Below are 17,024 nucleotides of genomic sequence, written 5' to 3'. Positions count from 1 at the left end.
AGGATAGGGAAAACATGAAAAAGGTATTGGCGTTGCTGATTGCAGTTATCGCTCTTGTGCTGACCGCGCTATTGGGCTGTTTTGCTTTGTTACATACCCAATACGCCACGCCAGTTAGCCAATTGGTTGTAGAGCGACTTTCTAAGGGCAATATCACCTTTGAATCGGTCGAGTACCAATACCCTTTACATTTTCGCTTTCATCACCTGGTAATACATCAAGATAAACAGACAATCCCTATTGCACAGGCTGATATTTGGCTTAATGCCACTCTGATCCACGATAACCAACTGGTAATTGATAGTATCTTACTTGATGGTCTTAATTTGCAGCATGATCTTCCTAACCTGCCGCGCCTTCCTTATCTCTATCTTCATCAATTAGCACTGCATAATGTCGATATCGCTCATCAAGGTTGGGTGGCCCGTGGAGTTAATATGCAGATCCAACACCCCTCTTGGTCAGATAAGCACTCATCAATTCCTTTTGGAGAGATTCAATTTTCTGCCGAACAACTCTACTGGCAAGGTGAAGCTTTAAATAATGTGCTGCTGGATATGGATTACAAGCCACATAACAGCACCGTTTATGGGCTTTCATTTACCTGGCAAGGTGCGGCCATTTCAGGACAAGCTGAACAATATCCACAAGGATGGTCTCTGGTCAACGTCACGTTAGATAAACTCAATCTTAGCGCCAACGAAAGTAAGCGACTAACTCAAATCAGCCAAGCGTATTTAACCAACCAGATCGACCACATCAACAGTCTGGATATCTTAAATAGCAATTTGACTATGGGTGATGTGAACTTGCGCAATGTTGATATCTCACTAGAAAACCTCTATCCGCACGCTTCACTTTGGCAACAAGAGCAAGGCTATGTATCCCTTAGAGCAGACGATGCGACTTGGTTCGGTCAGCAATGGGTTGAACCCAGTATTAGTATCGAAACGCGCCCAGGGCAACTCATTATCAATGACTTTAATGCTGAGCTGTATCAGGGTGATATTCAGTTATCGGGGAGCATGACTCCATCGTCTCTGTCATTAAAACAGCTTAATGTTCGTGGTTTAAAATGGGTCAATGAGACGGCACATGGCTTCGATTGGTTCGCTCAGTTGCTATCATCAATTGAAAACATGAGTATAGAAAAGCTAAATATCGGCAACAGCCAGATTATACAACTTGCCAAAGCCCCTTACTGGCAACTTTCTGGTGTCAATATCGAGGGGTACGATCTGACATTAATTGACAACAAACGCTTTGGGTTATGGCAAGGAGAGTTGCAGATAACAGCAAATAGCGCCAGTTATGACAGTGTACTTGCCACGCAAAGCGTGATTGAAATGCACAGCGATCAAGGAAAGTGGAGTTTAGATCGCCTGTTTATTCCTTTAGAAAAAGGTTATATCGATGCAATAGCTAAGTGGGACTTCAACGCAATCAGCGAGCCTTGGCAAACTGAAATTCACGCTGATGGTTTTCCTCTATCTCTTATCAATAATGCTCTACCATTACCTTTTAGCATCGAAGGGGTTAGTGAATTTGAAGTGCAATTGCAAGGTCTGGCGAGTGATCACTCAACTCTAGCTCATTCCCTAACGGGTAGTTTGAAAGCAAACCTACGCGAAGCAACGTTACTGACCAGCAATGAATACGGCCAAAGAACAGAGCATCCTTTTAACCTAGATGACCTGACGATTACCGCTGATCGAGGACGCATCAAAATTGAACCAGCTCAACTAGCCACGCAGGATATACAACTGAACATCATTGGTAATATTGACTTACTCGATATGAAAAATGCACAGATTAACGTTGATGTTAAGCAAACTTGCCGTGAAACTCGCTTTGAACTGATTCACGACAAGCAGCAAATGAACTATTCATGTGACCCTCAAGAGTCAGATAATTCTGCCAACAGCTCTTGGTAATTGGGGATAAGCATGTAAGTGCCAACGAACTCAACTGCTGGTTTATCACCACTAGCAATCGTCACATCCACCACAATACGCGCTTTGCGTCCGCTGGCTAATCGGTCTAAATCACCACTGATCCCATCAAGTGATGTTAATGCCACCGGATTATGTACTACAGGGTGACGATAACGAATTCGACTATCAACCAACACAATGTCACCGTCTAGGTTTCTCTCTCGCATCAATAACCACGCCATCCCCCAGCCGGTAAGAGTTGCCAAGGTAAATGCCGAACCGGCAAACATGGTGTTATGCGGGTTAAGGTTGGGATTTAATTGGGCACTACATTCAAATTGGTAACCAGTATACTGAGTAACTTTAATACCCATTTTTTCACTAATGGGGATATGAGTCGCCCAACGCTCTTGTAATTCCGTACACCATTCAGGCTTGCGTAATACGTTTGCCATAGGGTCAAGCGGCTTAACCATTTGCTGATGACGCACTGGGCCACGCTCATCGGTTAACGATCCACGTCTTTCAAAGCCATTCCTTTCATAAAAGGCGATGGCATCTTCGCGCGCATTACACACCAAACGCTTCGCTCCCTCTTGGCGAGCAAGCGACTCTAATGCCACCAGCACAAGTGAACCCATGCCTTTGCTACGACGACTACTTTTGACCGCCATATAGCGAATTTGACCTTCACAGTCAGGCGTGATGTAAAGTCGACCAATCGCAATCGGCCGTCCACGCCCATCGACGATCATGCGGTGGTGGCTCATGCCATCATATTCATCTCGTTCAGAGCCAATCGGCAAATGCCATGGTTCACGCAACATTTGCCAACGAAAGTGATAATACTTATTGAGTTGGTTATCGGTAATTGGCGTAATCAGTTTAAACATATTGCTATCCCTAAATTGCCGAACCTATTAGTAAGAACGATACCCGAACAGCTTGAAGTTACAGATAGATGGCAAGCAAGTTCCCCCCATCAGCATAGATAAACTATGTGCTTGGGGTGTGAAAACATAACCAACACTGCTGTAGCCTCTAGCTGGGAAAGGTATATCCAAACTGAAGAAGCGACCATTAATTCCTTTATTAAACCTGAAGCCAGAACGTTACTGGACCATCATTGATCAGTGATACTTTCATATCCGCGGCAAAGCGGCCTCGCTGAGTAGGTAAGACTTGCTCACATCGATCCGAGAAGTAATCATACAGACGTTCAGCGTCTGCCGGATGAGCACCTTTAGAAAATCCTGCTCGCGTTCCCTTTTTCGTATCAGCAGGTAATGTAAATTGAGACACCACCAATACCTGACCGTTCACTTGTTGGACGTTTAAGTTCATCTTTCCGTCTTGGTCTTCAAAAACGCGGTAGCTAGTGACTCGTTCGACTAGACGCTTTGCTTTCGCTTCATCATCGTCTTTTTCAACACCCAGTAAGACTAATAAACCTTGGTTTATTTCACCAACCACTTGACCATCAACACGAACGGCGGCTTCACTCACTCTCTGGATCAACGCTATCACTTTGACTTCCTTTCACTTCTTGATTTGAAACTGGCGATGAGTTTAGCATTTCTTTGCTGTTGCTCCAGTGCTCTTTCTCACCTAAAGCAGCTGTCACTTCAGCACCAACCAACACAATCATCCAACACAAATACACCCAGACAAACAAGATGGGAATCGCAGCTAGCGCGCCATAAATTAGTTGATACGAAGGAAATTGAGTGATGTATGCAGCAAACCCTTTATTGCTGAATTCAAATAAAAGTGCAGCCACAATAGCGCCAATAAGCGCATGGGAAAAATGCACTTTCTTGTTGGGAACTAGTAGGTAAAGGCCGACAAATGCGCAAAATGACAAGATAAAAGGTAGCCAACGTAGTAGTAAATTATACGCTCCGGTAACGGTTTCATTATCAACGATTTTCAGAGAGGTGATGTAAGACGTCGCCGCAATACTCGCACCGACCAAAATAGGACCAAGTGTCAACACCATCCAGTACATTGAAAAAGACAGCACCATACGACGCTTCTTCTTTACTCGCCAAATGTAATTCAAATTCTTATCAATATTCGATATCAGCATTAACGCGGCGACAAATAAAAAACCACCACCGACTGCCGTCATCTTGCCCGTATTGGCAATAAACTCGATCAATGCTTCGCGCACCACATCACCCGCAGCAGGAACAAAGTGGGTAATAACGAAATCTTGAATCACAACACCAACATTGGTGAAAATAGAAAATGAGGAGAGAATGGACAGAAGAACAGTCAGCATCGGAACAATCGATAGTAACGTGATATAGGCTAAATAACCCGCATTTACGTTAACACGGTCATGGCCCATACGGTTCAGCAGATAACGTGTAAACTGGATCCCAGCTTTCACGGCTTGATCAAATTTCAACTTGTATCTCCCTAACAACTCATTCATTGTACTAGACTTATCCATAAACCGCTTACTCATACCACCAACACTTTGAGACTCCGTCGTATCAAAGTCATTCTAATCGAAAGGAAATTAAGATGCCTTATTTGCTCGCCGTACTTGTCTCCATCTTCACGTTAACGGGTTGTCAATCGGCTTACTATTCCGCGATGGAACAAGTTGGCTATCACAAACGAGACATTATGGTTGATCGCGTTGAAGATGCTAAAACCTCACAACAAGATGCTCAGCAAGAATTTACTAGCGCTCTAGAGGCATTATCTGTACTGACCAATTTCAACGGCGGTGAGCTTGAAGAAGTTTATAACCAGATCAACGATAAATACCAGGATAGTGAACAAGCCGCACAAGAGGTTAGTAATCGTATTGCTGCCATTGAAGATGTATCTGATGCCCTATTTGATGAATGGCAATCTGAGCTAGAACTTTATACCAGCAGCAAACTGAAACGAGCAAGCCAACAAAAGCTGAAAGAAACAAAAGCGTCTTATCAAACCATGCTGTCAGCCATGAAGCGCGCCGAGCAGAAAATGACACCAGTACTTAATACGCTCAGAGACAATACGCTGTATTTAAAACACAACTTGAATGCGAGTGCGATAGGTTCTATGCAAGGTGAATTCATCAGTTTAGAGCAAGATATCAGCTATGCGATCAAACAAATGAACACTGCGATTGCTGAGTCTGATAAGTTTTTAACCAAGCTCAACGCTAAATAAAAGACACTTACGCCGACTGAATCTCATACCAATCACAGTAAATAAGTGATCAGAAATAGCTTAGAAAAAAATGCTTGATAACAAGGCGGAATTTATCGAACAGCAGTTATTCTACCATCAAAAATTCTAACGCCGTTATCGAGTGTTTTAACCAGCGAGGATGACCAGCTATTCACTACGATTGGTATTAGCTTCGATAAAGTCGGCTCGCTCTATCACGCTTCCCCAAGGCACTTCAATCACCTCAAATCCAAGCGTTTGGTAAGTTTCTTGTAGCTTACGATGAATCTCTAACGCTTCTAAAAATGAATGAGGACGCACGGCATCCTGAACGTAAATTGACGCTTCAGGACGGCAGATAAAAGCATATCGATGATAACCTTGGCTCTCTTGAATATATTCATCAGGCACTGCCAAGCCACCTTGCTTTAGATAGGCGCAAATATCAGGAATCGCTCTATCCAAAAAACACTGCTTTCCACTTTGTTGCGCCTGCTGCTTCTGTTCACTCATCAATTGTAAGCATAACTGCGCAAAAGCCGCTAAGTCAGTCCACGGTAATATGCCATCTTTATGCTGGCTTTGCTGCTCAATCAGCGTACGAGAACCTTCAGCAAAGGTGAGATATCCTCGGTGTTTTAATTGTTCAATGATTGTGGTTTTTCCAGCACCAGGACCGCCAGAAATAATAATCGGTTTCATCTTCTTCCTTTAAATAAAAACGACAGATACAAAAAAGGGCGAGAAGTTATTTCTCACCCTTTCATATTACTCTACGAAGCGCAGTTTTAGCTCTTAAGCTTAGCCACGGCTTGCACGTTTACGATCGTTTTCAGTCAGGTGACGCTTACGAATACGAATGCTCTCTGGCGTTACTTCTACTAGTTCATCATCATCAATGAACTCTAGAGCTTGCTCAAGCGTGTACTTGATTGCCGGAGAAAGCACTTGCGCTTCATCAGTACCAGAAGCACGAACGTTTGTTAGCTGTTTACCTTTCAGACAGTTTACTGTTAGGTCGTTAGAACGGTTATGAATACCGATAACTTGACCTTCGTAAACTTCATCTGCGTGCTCAGTAAATAGACGTCCACGCTCTTGTAGGTTAAACAGTGCGTAAGTCAGTGCTTTACCAGTTGCATTAGAGATAAGCACACCATTGTTACGTTGACCAATGTTACCGCCTTTGTGTGGACCGTAGTGATCAAATGTATGGTAAAGCAAACCAGAGCCTGAAGTCAGCGTCATGAATTCCGTTTGGAAACCAATCAAACCACGAGATGGCATCACGAAGTCTAGACGTACGCGGCCTTTACCATCTGGAGACATATCTTTCAGTTCACCTTTACGTAAACCAATTTTCTCCATAATGCCGCCTTGGTGCTCTTCCATTACGTCAATGGTTACCGTTTCAAACGGTTCCATTTTCTGACCATCTTCTTCTTTGATGATAACTTCAGGACGAGATACCGCTAACTCAAAACCTTCACGACGCATGTTTTCGATCAGAATCGAAAGGTGAAGTTCACCACGACCTGATACACGGAAACGGTCTGGGTTGTCAGTTTCTTCAACACGTAGTGCAACGTTGTGTACCAATTCTTTTTGCAGACGCTCAAGAATGTTACGTGAAGTCACGAACTTACCTTCTTTACCTGCAAAAGGAGAAGTGTTTACTTGGAAAGTCATGGTTACTGTTGGTTCATCAACAGAAAGTGGAACCATAGCTTCTACATTGTTTTGGTCACAGATAGTGTCCGAGATTTTAAGCTCGCCCAAACCAGTTACCGCAATGATGTCACCAGCATTGGCTTTTTCAACTTCATGACGCTCAAGGCCAAGATAGCCTAAAACCGTACCCACTTTACCGTTACGTTTTTTGCCGTCTGCACCAATAATGGTCACTTGTTGGTTTGCTTTAACAGAACCACGAGTTACACGACAAACACCGATAACACCAACATAAGAGCTGTAATCAAGCTGAGACACTTGCATTTGCAGTGGGCCATCAAGGTCTACGTTTGGTGCTTCTACTGTGTCAACAACCGCTTGGAACAGTGGTTCCATGTTTTCGCCAGTCTCACCTTCTTCTAGCGTAGCCCAACCGTTTAGTGCTGAAGCGTAAACGACTTTAAAGTCTAGCTGTTCATCAGTTGCACCTAGGTTATCGAATAGGTCGAATACTTGATCCATAACCCAATCAGGACGAGCACCTGGACGGTCGATTTTGTTGATAACAACAATTGGCTTCAAGCCATGTGCGAATGCTTTTTGTGTTACGAAACGCGTTTGTGGCATTGGGCCATCAACAGCGTCAACGATAAGCAAAACAGAGTCAACCATAGACATGATACGTTCAACTTCACCACCGAAGTCTGCGTGTCCAGGAGTGTCTACGATGTTGATGCGGTAATCGTTCCAGTTGATTGCTGTGTTTTTCGCAAGAATAGTAATACCGCGCTCTTTCTCGATATCGTTCGAGTCCATGACCCGCTCTTCCGTTTCACCGCGAGACTCTAACGTACCTGACTGCTGCAGGAGTTTATCAACCAAGGTTGTTTTACCGTGGTCGACGTGTGCGATGATCGCGATATTTCTTAATTTATCAATCTGTGGAGTAGCCATGGATTTTGCTTCACTTATTAAAGGAGTAACTCGCTTCGGGACATTGCCGCAACGAGCATAGAACTTGATTTTAAAAACGGTCAATAATGTACCAGATTTTGGCGAAAAACCTAGAAATATGTGATCTATCACGCTGATTTTCGCTCCCTACCAGTTTAGCCCTTAACTTGATTTGAAACAAATTGCATCAAAAGGAACAAAATCCTCATTGACAATATGTTTAAATCTAGGCTGAATAGTCCAAGTTTGTTTGATAATGGTGCAGCGAAAACAACCAAGCACCAATATGGTGCATAGAAAGATCATTATGGTGCAATCATCTGTTAAAACTAGGCACTAAATTAAGCAACCAATTGAAATTAATGGACTAATTTTTTTGGCACGAATTTGGCTTTAACGGAAACAGCATCGATTAATAAGTTTGAAATGAAATTAATCAATGCTAGTTTCAATCGATTCGGGCTATTACCGCTTTAATAACACTGGAGGTTATCCAAGATGTCAGTAGAAAACGTTCTATCGCTTATCCAAGAAAACGAAGTTAAGTTTATTGACCTGCGCTTTACCGATACAAAAGGTAAAGAGCAACATATCTCAATTCCTGCTCACCAAATCGACGCAGACTTCTTCGAAGAAGGTAAGATGTTCGATGGTTCATCAGTTGCTGGCTGGAAAGGCATTAATGAATCTGACATGGTAATGATGCCGGACGCATCAAGTGCAGTTCTTGACCCATTCACAGAAGATGCAACACTAAACATCCGTTGTGACATTCTAGAGCCTGCAACAATGCAAGGTTACGACCGTGACCCACGCTCTATCGCAAAGCGCGCTGAAGATTTCATGCGCTCTACAGGCATAGCAGACACAGTGCTTGTTGGCCCAGAACCTGAATTCTTCCTATTCGATGACGTGAAATACAGCAACGACATGTCTGGCGCATCGTTTAAAATTGATGACGTAGAAGCAGCATGGAACACTGGTGCAGAAATCGAAGGCGGTAACAAAGGTCACCGTCCAGGCGTTAAAGGTGGTTACTTCCCAGTAGCGCCAGTTGACTCATCACAAGACATTCGCTCAGCGATGTGTTTGATCATGGAAGAGATGGGCTTAGTTGTTGAAGCACACCACCATGAAGTAGCGACAGCGGGTCAAAACGAAATCGCAACTCGCTTCAACACGCTAACGACTAAAGCAGATGAAATCCAAATCTATAAGTACGTTGTTCATAACGTTGCTCACGCATTCGGTAAAACAGCGACTTTCATGCCTAAACCACTTGTTGGCGACAACGGTAGCGGTATGCACGTTCACCAATCTCTAGCAAAAGACGGTGTAAACCTATTTGCTGGTGACAAATACGGCGGTCTATCTGACCTAGCGCTTTACTACATTGGCGGTATCATCAAGCACGCGCGCGCTATCAACGCATTTGCTAACCCGTCAACGAACTCGTACAAGCGTCTTGTTCCAGGGTTTGAAGCGCCAGTTATGCTCGCTTACTCAGCTCGTAACCGCTCTGCTTCTATCCGTATCCCTGTGGTACCAAGCCCGAAAGCACGTCGTATCGAAGCTCGCTTCCCAGATCCAGCAGCAAACCCATACCTAGCGTTTGCCGCACTTCTTATGGCTGGTCTTGATGGTATCAAGAACAAGATCCACCCAGGTGAAGCAATGGATAAAGATTTGTATGACCTACCTGCGGAAGAAGCAGCTGAGATTCCAAAAGTAGCAGAATCACTAGAAGTGGCTCTGAAAGCACTGGACGAAGACCGTGAGTTCTTAACCGCTGGCGGCGTATTCTCTGATGATTTCATCGACTCTTACATCACGCTAAAATCAAAAGATGTAGAACGTGTGAATATGGCTGTTCACCCACTAGAATTTGAATTGTACTACTCTGTATAGTTCTTATCCCAAGTGTAAAATGTAACTCTGGTTACTGATTTATTAGGCTCGCCTCGCAGGCGGGCCTTTTTAATATTAGGAGAAAAGCAAGCACACGCTAGCATTAGTGTTATAGCGATAACGGCCATATACGCCGCTATTCACCTAATGTGAAAACATCTTTTTGAAGGAAGAGATCGTGAACCTAATTCGTAGCATCATCATTACGCTCAGCGTATTTATTGCAGCACTTAGCAACGCTCAAAATGTGTACACATGGGTAGATGACGATAACATTCGCCACTTTAGTGATGAGCCAATAAGTGATGATGCCCAACTAAACTACCGAGCTGAAAAAATAGTCATTGCCGACGCTCATATTGTAGCCACAACTCCTACTTTTGAAGCACTCGAACCTGCCGAGCAACCTCAGCTCGACAACACCATGCAAGATAAATACTCACCAGTTTTAGCGCCACTTACCATAACCATTATTTCACCAACCAATAGTGAAAATATTCATAACAGCGCTGGGCAAATTACGATTCAAGTTGAGCTGAATCGCCGTTTAAGTGCCGTAGAACAATTACAACTACTACTTAATGAAAAGCCCTATAGCACGCCAACAAATCAAACTCGTTGGGTGCTAAAAAACATTGACCGAGGCAGTCATCGCTTTTTAATTCAATCAGTTGTAAACGGCAAGGTTATTGCATCTTCATCGATTGTGACGGTGCATTTACATCGAGCAACTGTGAAACAATGACCCTCTCACCAAGACGCTTGATATAACAATAGGTTTCACTTTTTCTTCTGATACCAATGCGCCATACTTAGCCATATGATGCACCAAGTTTGTGCAGTGCACTATTTTGGAACACGAACAAGGATGAAAACGTGAATTACGAGCTAAGCCAAACCATTTTAAACAATGTGGTCACCGCGACATTGATGCTAGATGAATCACTTTCGGTCCGTTACGCCAACCCTGCAGCAGAACAATTATTTTCCCAAAGTGCCAAACGTATCATCAACCAACCTTTGTCGAAATTAATCCAGCATGCTTCGTTAGATTTAGCGTTGCTATCTCAACCTTTGCAAAGTGGTCAAAGCATTACTGACAGTGATGTTACGTTTGTCGTTGATGGTAAACCACTGATGCTTGAAGTCACTGTTAGTCCAATATCTTGGCAACGTGAATTGATGCTATTGGTCGAAATGCGAAAAGTGGGGCAACAGCGTCGCCTAACCCAAGAGCTCAACCAACACGCACAACAACAAGCGGCGAAGTTACTGGTGAGAGGCTTAGCACATGAAATTAAAAACCCATTAGGTGGACTGCGTGGTGCGGCTCAACTGCTTGAAAGAATGCTTCCTGACCAGAGTTTAACTGAATATACCCAAATCATTATTGAGCAAGCAGACCGCTTGCGTGCGCTGGTGGATCGTTTGCTTGGTCCACAAAGACCTGGCAAAAAGCAGTCTGAAAACTTACATGTCATCTTGGAAAAAGTTCGACAGCTAGTCGAGCTAGAAGCTAGCACCAATTTAGTAATAGAGCGAGATTATGATCCAAGCCTGCCGGATATTTTGATGGATACCGATCAAATCGAGCAGGCTTTGCTTAATATCGTTAGCAATGCAGCTCAAATATTAACATCCCAGCCACATGGAAAAATAACGTTGCGCACCAGAACGGTGCACCAAGCTAATATTCATGGCCAGCGACATAAATTGGTCGCACGTATCGAGATCACCGATAACGGACCAGGTATTCCATTGGAATTGCAAGACACGCTCTTCTACCCAATGGTCAGCGGGCGAGAAGGCGGGACAGGCTTAGGTCTCTCAATCTCACAAAATCTCATTGACCAACATAATGGAAAAATTGATGTAGAAAGCTGGCCAGGTAGAACAACATTTACAATATATTTACCCATTTCACCACTGTGAGATTCGGTTTGCTGTTAAGGAATAAAAATTATGAGTAAAGGATACGTTTGGGTTGTCGATGACGATAGTTCAATCCGTTGGGTAATGGAAAAAACACTTTCATCTGCCAATATAAAATGTGAAACCTTCTCGGATGCAGAAAGTGTATTGATGGCACTAGAAAGAGAAACGCCAGATGTACTCATTTCAGATATACGAATGCCAGGCATTGACGGTATCGAACTGCTCAATCAAGTTCACTCTCGCTCTCCTGAATTGCCCGTAATTATTATGACCGCGCATTCTGACCTAGACGCAGCCGTTAATGCTTATCAAAAAGGCGCTTTTGAATATCTGCCTAAACCATTCGATGTAGATGAAACACTCACCTTAGTTGAACGAGCGATCGCTCACGGTCAAGAGCAACGTAAAGAGCAATCAGCCCAGCAAGCTGGCATTGATGACACGCCAGAAATAATCGGTGAAGCACCATCAATGCAAGAGGTGTTTCGTGCGATTGGTCGTTTATCTCGCTCGTCTATTTCAGTGCTCATTAATGGCGAGTCAGGTACCGGCAAAGAGTTAGTCGCGCATGCACTTCATCGCCACAGTCCTCGCTCACAAAAGCCATTTATAGCCCTGAATATGGCCGCAATCCCCAAAGACCTTATTGAATCTGAGTTATTTGGCCATGAGAAAGGAGCATTCACTGGTGCGAATAGCGTCCGCCAAGGCCGCTTCGAGCAAGCCAATGGTGGAACGTTATTTCTAGATGAAATCGGTGATATGCCACTCGATATTCAGACCCGTTTATTACGCGTCCTCGCCGACGGTCAGTTTTATCGGGTTGGAGGACATTCAGCGATCAAAGTTGATGTACGCATTGTCGCTGCAACTCACCAAAATTTAGAGAAGCTCGTTCATCAAGGCAAATTCCGCGAAGATTTATTTCACCGCCTCAATGTGATTCGAATTCATATTCCAGCACTACGTGAACGACGTCAGGATATTGAAAAGCTGACAAAACATTTCCTAGCCCTAGCAGCGAAAGAGCTAGGTGTGGAGATGAAGACATTACCCCCCAAAAGTGTCGAGATTTTAAATCGATTAGAATGGCCAGGTAACGTGCGTCAACTTGAAAATATTTGTCGATGGCTAACCGTGATGGCAAGTGGCAGTGAAGTTCTGCCCAGTGATCTTCCTTCCGAGTTATTATCAGAAAAGAAAAATAACGAGTTTGATAATGATATAAGTTGGCAGCAACAGCTTGCAAGTTGGGCTAAGTCATCCTTAGCTTCAGGAGAAACTGAACTACTTTCTTACGCACTCCCTGAATTTGAACGTATACTTTTAGAAGCAGCACTCCATCATACCAATGGGCATAAACAAGATGCCGCGAAGGTGCTAGGATGGGGACGCAACACGCTGACAAGGAAGTTAAAAGAACTTTACTAATAACTTAAAGCTGGTGATTAGCTTGTAATCAGCAAGCTAAATCCCCCCTCTTCCTTCGCGTGTTTTCTCAATTTTTTTATGGAAGAAAAAGACACGACATGCCATTTATCAACCAAATTACGCTGAGAACAGCCGTTGTTCTCCCATTTGTTATGGTCTTCCTGCTCACCATTGGTGTGATCATTGGCGTTCAAAAATATCACTATGAAGGTGTCGTTGATGATCTTAGTAGCAAACAGCTTATTTCTTTAACAAATAACGTTGAGCAACATCTACTCAACTTTCTCGAAAAACCGTTTCAAGCGAGTCTTGCTATCAGTCATAGCATTGGCTTCAACCACCTCTATACCCCAGGTAATACAAGTAAAATTGAACAATATCTGCTAACCAGCTTCAATAGTCTTTACAAAACAATCGAGCAGCTTGATGTCATCAGTTTTGGTGGAGAGCAAGCCGAGTTTGTTGGTTTTAGAAAAGAAAATGACCATGAATACTCGCTCATGCTGCAAGATGAAAGAACGCAACAGAATTTAATCATCTACAAAGGTGACACGATAAATAGAAACATCCGCTCTACCATTGTTGATTATGATCCTCGAATCCGGCCGTGGTATAGCCCTGTAGCCAAAAGTCTCACATCTGGCTGGTCTTCTATTTATGCCAATGTCGACGAACGCCAAGAAGTCACCCTCTCCGCTCTCGCTCCCGTTTTTGATAGTAGCCAATTTATCGGCGTCGTCGTTAGCGATGTAAAAATAAACACCTTCAACACCTTTCTTAATTCATTAAGAAAACAGACGCGTGCCAATGTATATATCATGGATCAGCAAAAACGGCTTGTTGCCCACTCAAACGCAAGCGCCGTTGTCTCATGGGGAACTAACTTATCCCCCCAAGGAGAACGACTATTTGCAATAGAAAATGCAAACCCTGTAATACAAGCCAGTGCTCAATATGTCGATACCCATAATACGTTGCTGCCCTCTTCATTCAGTAAGTTTGAAACCAGCGTCGATAGGATTCGTTACTTCAATCTTCTCACTCCATTTAAAGATCAATATGGTCTTCATTGGTTCATAGGGGTCTCAATATCGGAAACTGATCTATTAGGCAAACTTCCAGAAAATCAGCAAAATAGCTGGATAATCGGATGCATCGTAAGTCTGATCGGCATTGGAATTGGGCTTATTGCATTTAATCATGTAACCACACCGATTACTGCTACAGCTTCTGCTGCTAAACAACTTGCAAAAGGAGACTGGGAAAGTGCGATGCCCAAGGCAGGAAAGATTTATGAGATAAGCTTATTGGTTTATTCATTTAATGAAATGGCAAATAATTTAAAAGCCTCGTTTAAAGCACTTCGTTCTCAATTGGTCTATGACTCTCTTACTAAACTTTATAGCCGAGAGGGTTTAATAGAAAGCTGTGAGCATTTAAATAAACTCAACGGTAGCCTACTTATCGTTGGTATAGATAAATTCAGAGACATCAATGACAGCCTGGGATATCAACAAGGCGATAAATTGTTAGTGATCATTGCTGAAAGACTACGCTCTCTTTTTGCTAACAACTCATACATTGCACGTATTGGTGGCGATGAGTTTGCCATTTACATACCATCCGCAAAGCAAAGATCTGAAACCCAAAGCGCAGCAAATAACATTCTACAAATGTTTTCAGCCCCCGTAGCGATGTACAGTGAACAAGTAGTGATCAACGTATCCATTGGTGTTGTGCTCGGTGATGAGAGCGCGAATATGACACTCAGTCTACGTAACGGTAGTATCGCATTAAGAAATGCAAAATTAGAACTGACGCACATCAGCTATTACTCACCAGAAATGGCTGAGCAATCACGTAAACGCACGCAAATGCTGACTCAAATTAAGCTGGCGATTGAGAACCAAGAATACATCCCCTTTTATCAACCTATCGTAGAGCTTGCTACGGGTAAGATTGTAGGTGCAGAAGCTTTAGCACGCTGGGTAACATCAAGTGGTGAGATTATCCCCCCTTTAGACTTTATTCCAATTGCGGAAGAGAGTGGCTTCATCGGTTTAATTGGCGAGCAAATCTTATACAAATCTTGTTTTGATACCATGAAAGGTATCCAGATGGGTAAATGGGATAGCACTTTCAAGATCCATGTAAATCTATCGGTAAACCAACTTTCTCAACCAGATTTTATCGAACAACTTGAGCAGACCTTAGAAAAAACAGAACTTCCCCCAAGCAACCTGACGCTAGAGATAACTGAATCTAGAATTGTAGATAACGATCCGGTCATTCTCGAAAACATGAAGTCACTCAAACAACTTGGGATTGATATTGCCATCGATGACTTTGGTACAGGTTATAGCTCTCTCGCTTATTTGCACAAACTCCCTTTTGATTGCTTAAAAATTGATAGGGCATTTGTTTCCCAGTTAGCTCAAGAAAACACAGATAGTTCAGTTGTTGCTGCAATTATTAACATGACTCGCGGTTTTAATGTCGAAATAGTCGCAGAGGGTATTGAGACTAATGAACAAGTGGATTTACTCAAGCAGCTAGAATGTGCGCATGGACAAGGCTTTTTATTCAGCAAAGCCATTCCTTTTGCAGATTGGCCAACAGATATGGTTAACGTGAAACAAAAATCGACGAAATAGAACGATTTTAACGGCTTTACTACTGACACTGATCATATTGATTTTTATACTAGTGCTAGATAAAAACATTCGGAAAGAAAATAATGATAACTAAAAACCTGCCGCTTACAGATTTACACCGTCACCTCGACGGTAATATTCGCACCAAAACCATCTTAGAACTCGGCCAACAATTCAATGTAAAACTTCCTGCAGACAACATTGAACAATTAACACCACACGTACAAATTGTCGAAGCCGAACCATCACTTGTTGCCTTCCTATCTAAACTCGATTGGGGCGTCGCTGTACTTGGTGATCTTGATGCGTGCCGCCGTGTTGCTTACGAAAACGTTGAAGATGCTTTAAATGCACAAATTGATTATGCAGAATTGCGTTTCTCACCTTATTACATGGCGATGAAACATAACCTACCACTTGCAGGAGTCGTCGAAGCTGTGGTTGATGGCGTTCGAGCAGGAGTTCGAGATTTTGGTATTCAAGCTAATCTCATCGGTATCATGAGTCGAACTTTTGGTACAGAAGCGTGCCAGCAGGAATTGAATGCTATTTTGACGCAAAAAGACAACATCGTTGCTGTCGATCTCGCCGGTGATGAACTTGGTCAACCCGGAGACCGTTTTATCTCACACTTTAAGCAAGTAAGAGATGCTGGTCTGAAAGTAACGGTACACGCTGGCGAAGCAGCAGGTGCAGAAAGTATGTGGCAAGCAATTAAAGAGCTCGGCGCAGAGCGCATTGGGCATGGCGTAAAAGCAATCCACGACCCACGACTCATGGATTATTTGGTAGAAAAGCGTATTGGTATCGAGTCATGCTTAACATCCAACTTCCAAACCAGCACAGTTGACTCACTCAGTCTTCATCCTATTAAGCAGTTCCTTGAACATGGTGTACTTGCCTGTCTCAACACTGATGACCCTGCAGTTGAAGGCATTGAATTACCTTATGAATATGAAGTTGCAGCACCTCAAGCCGGTCTTTCTCAAGCTCAAATTCGCCAAGCTCAAATAAACGGATTGGAGCTTGCTTTCCTTACAGAAGAAGATAAAAGTGCATTACAAGAGAAAGTAGCCAACCGTTAATAAAGAACAAATATTTCTTTATCTAAGCCGATCATGTTATGTATCGGCTTTTTCATACTCATTTTTTAGTGCTGCGCACTTCTGTCTCTGTAGCAATGTAACAATAAAGACATGAGAAGAGAGGCTAGTAGGAAAAGAGGTCACGAGTATAAGCTTAATGCCCTAAACGCAAAAAACCCCAGCATTGCTGCTGAGGTTTCTAATAAAGTGGCGGAGCGGACGGGACTCGAACCCGCGACCCCCGGCGTGACAGGCCGGTATTCTAACCAACTGAACTA

The 17,024-nt window shown here is 43.2% G+C and carries 13 protein-coding genes; 8 read left to right on the top strand and 5 right to left on the bottom strand.

Going from position 1 to position 17,024, the window contains the following annotated elements; all coding sequences use genetic code 11:
• Positions 1 to 14: 14 nt before the first annotated feature.
• The gene (locus EYW48_RS16785) at positions 15 to 1,934 is read left to right on the top strand and encodes an AsmA family protein (protein ID WP_274681965.1); all 1,920 of its coding nucleotides are present in this window, start codon (positions 15 to 17) and stop codon (positions 1,932 to 1,934) included.
• Here EYW48_RS16785 and EYW48_RS16780 read toward each other — a convergent pair.
• From EYW48_RS16780 to EYW48_RS16770, 3 genes are all read right to left on the bottom strand, one after another.
• Positions 1,898 to 2,827 carry a bifunctional GNAT family N-acetyltransferase/hotdog fold thioesterase gene (locus EYW48_RS16780; RefSeq protein WP_053312247.1) on the bottom strand — a complete coding sequence of 310 codons (930 nt, stop codon included), beginning with the start codon at positions 2,825 to 2,827 and terminating at the stop codon, positions 1,898 to 1,900. The two genes, EYW48_RS16785 and EYW48_RS16780, sit on opposite strands and share 37 nt — an antisense overlap.
• A 199-nt stretch (positions 2,828 to 3,026) precedes the next feature.
• Entirely contained in the window at positions 3,027 to 3,461 is a 435-nt protein-coding gene (dtd, locus tag EYW48_RS16775) for a D-aminoacyl-tRNA deacylase (protein WP_053312248.1), read from the bottom strand.
• Positions 3,433 to 4,374, bottom strand: a complete 942-nt coding sequence (locus tag EYW48_RS16770) for a virulence factor BrkB family protein (protein WP_255199736.1) — start codon at positions 4,372 to 4,374, stop codon at positions 3,433 to 3,435. The genes dtd and EYW48_RS16770 overlap by 29 nt, the downstream gene beginning before the upstream one ends.
• Before the next feature lie 92 nt (positions 4,375 to 4,466).
• Here EYW48_RS16770 and EYW48_RS16765 point away from each other — a divergent pair, with 92 nt between their 5' ends.
• Positions 4,467 to 5,108 (top strand): DUF2959 domain-containing protein, encoded by a 642-nt coding sequence (locus EYW48_RS16765; RefSeq protein WP_053312249.1) that lies wholly within the window; start codon positions 4,467 to 4,469, stop codon positions 5,106 to 5,108.
• 168 nt (positions 5,109 to 5,276) lie between these two features.
• Here EYW48_RS16765 and EYW48_RS16760 read toward each other — a convergent pair whose 3' ends face one another.
• Positions 5,277 to 5,810, bottom strand: a complete 534-nt coding sequence (locus EYW48_RS16760) for an AAA family ATPase (RefSeq protein WP_277432701.1) — start codon at positions 5,808 to 5,810, stop codon at positions 5,277 to 5,279.
• Positions 5,811 to 5,909: 99 nt separating this feature from the next.
• Positions 5,910 to 7,733, bottom strand: coding sequence for a translational GTPase TypA (gene typA, locus EYW48_RS16755; RefSeq protein ID WP_053312261.1), 1,824 nt, complete (start codon positions 7,731 to 7,733; stop codon positions 5,910 to 5,912).
• Between the two features lie 498 nt (positions 7,734 to 8,231).
• Between typA and glnA the strand changes: the two genes are divergently transcribed.
• The 6 genes from glnA to add all read left to right on the top strand — a co-directional run bounded on the left by glnA (position 8,232) and on the right by add (position 16,746).
• Positions 8,232 to 9,641, top strand: a complete 1,410-nt coding sequence (gene glnA / locus EYW48_RS16750; protein WP_274700902.1) for a glutamate--ammonia ligase — start codon at positions 8,232 to 8,234, stop codon at positions 9,639 to 9,641.
• Between the two features lie 178 nt (positions 9,642 to 9,819).
• Positions 9,820 to 10,386: a DUF4124 domain-containing protein gene (locus EYW48_RS16745; RefSeq protein WP_277432700.1), complete on the top strand. Its 567-nt coding sequence runs from the start codon at positions 9,820 to 9,822 to the stop codon at positions 10,384 to 10,386.
• 131 nt (positions 10,387 to 10,517) lie between these two features.
• Positions 10,518 to 11,573 (top strand): nitrogen regulation protein NR(II), encoded by a 1,056-nt coding sequence (glnL, locus tag EYW48_RS16740; RefSeq protein WP_053312253.1) that lies wholly within the window; start codon positions 10,518 to 10,520, stop codon positions 11,571 to 11,573.
• A 30-nt stretch (positions 11,574 to 11,603) separates the two neighbouring features.
• Positions 11,604 to 13,007: a nitrogen regulation protein NR(I) gene (gene glnG, locus EYW48_RS16735; protein ID WP_277432699.1), complete on the top strand. Its 1,404-nt coding sequence runs from the start codon at positions 11,604 to 11,606 to the stop codon at positions 13,005 to 13,007.
• A gap of 98 nt (positions 13,008 to 13,105) precedes the next feature.
• A complete protein-coding gene (locus tag EYW48_RS16730) occupies positions 13,106 to 15,661 on the top strand; it encodes an EAL domain-containing protein (protein WP_274681962.1) in 2,556 nt (851 codons plus the stop codon).
• Positions 15,662 to 15,744: 83 nt separating this feature from the next.
• Complete coding sequence (gene add, locus EYW48_RS16725; RefSeq protein WP_176245569.1) at positions 15,745 to 16,746, top strand: adenosine deaminase; 1,002 nt, start codon at positions 15,745 to 15,747, stop codon at positions 16,744 to 16,746.
• Positions 16,747 to 17,024: the final 278 nt, after the last annotated feature.

The sequence above is a fragment of the Vibrio sp. 1180_3 genome, from assembly GCF_029478545.1.
GTDB lineage: Bacteria > Pseudomonadota > Gammaproteobacteria > Enterobacterales > Vibrionaceae > Vibrio > Vibrio aestuarianus.
The sequence above is the reverse complement of the archived record's forward strand: the minus strand, read 5'-3'. Positions and strand labels throughout refer to the sequence as shown.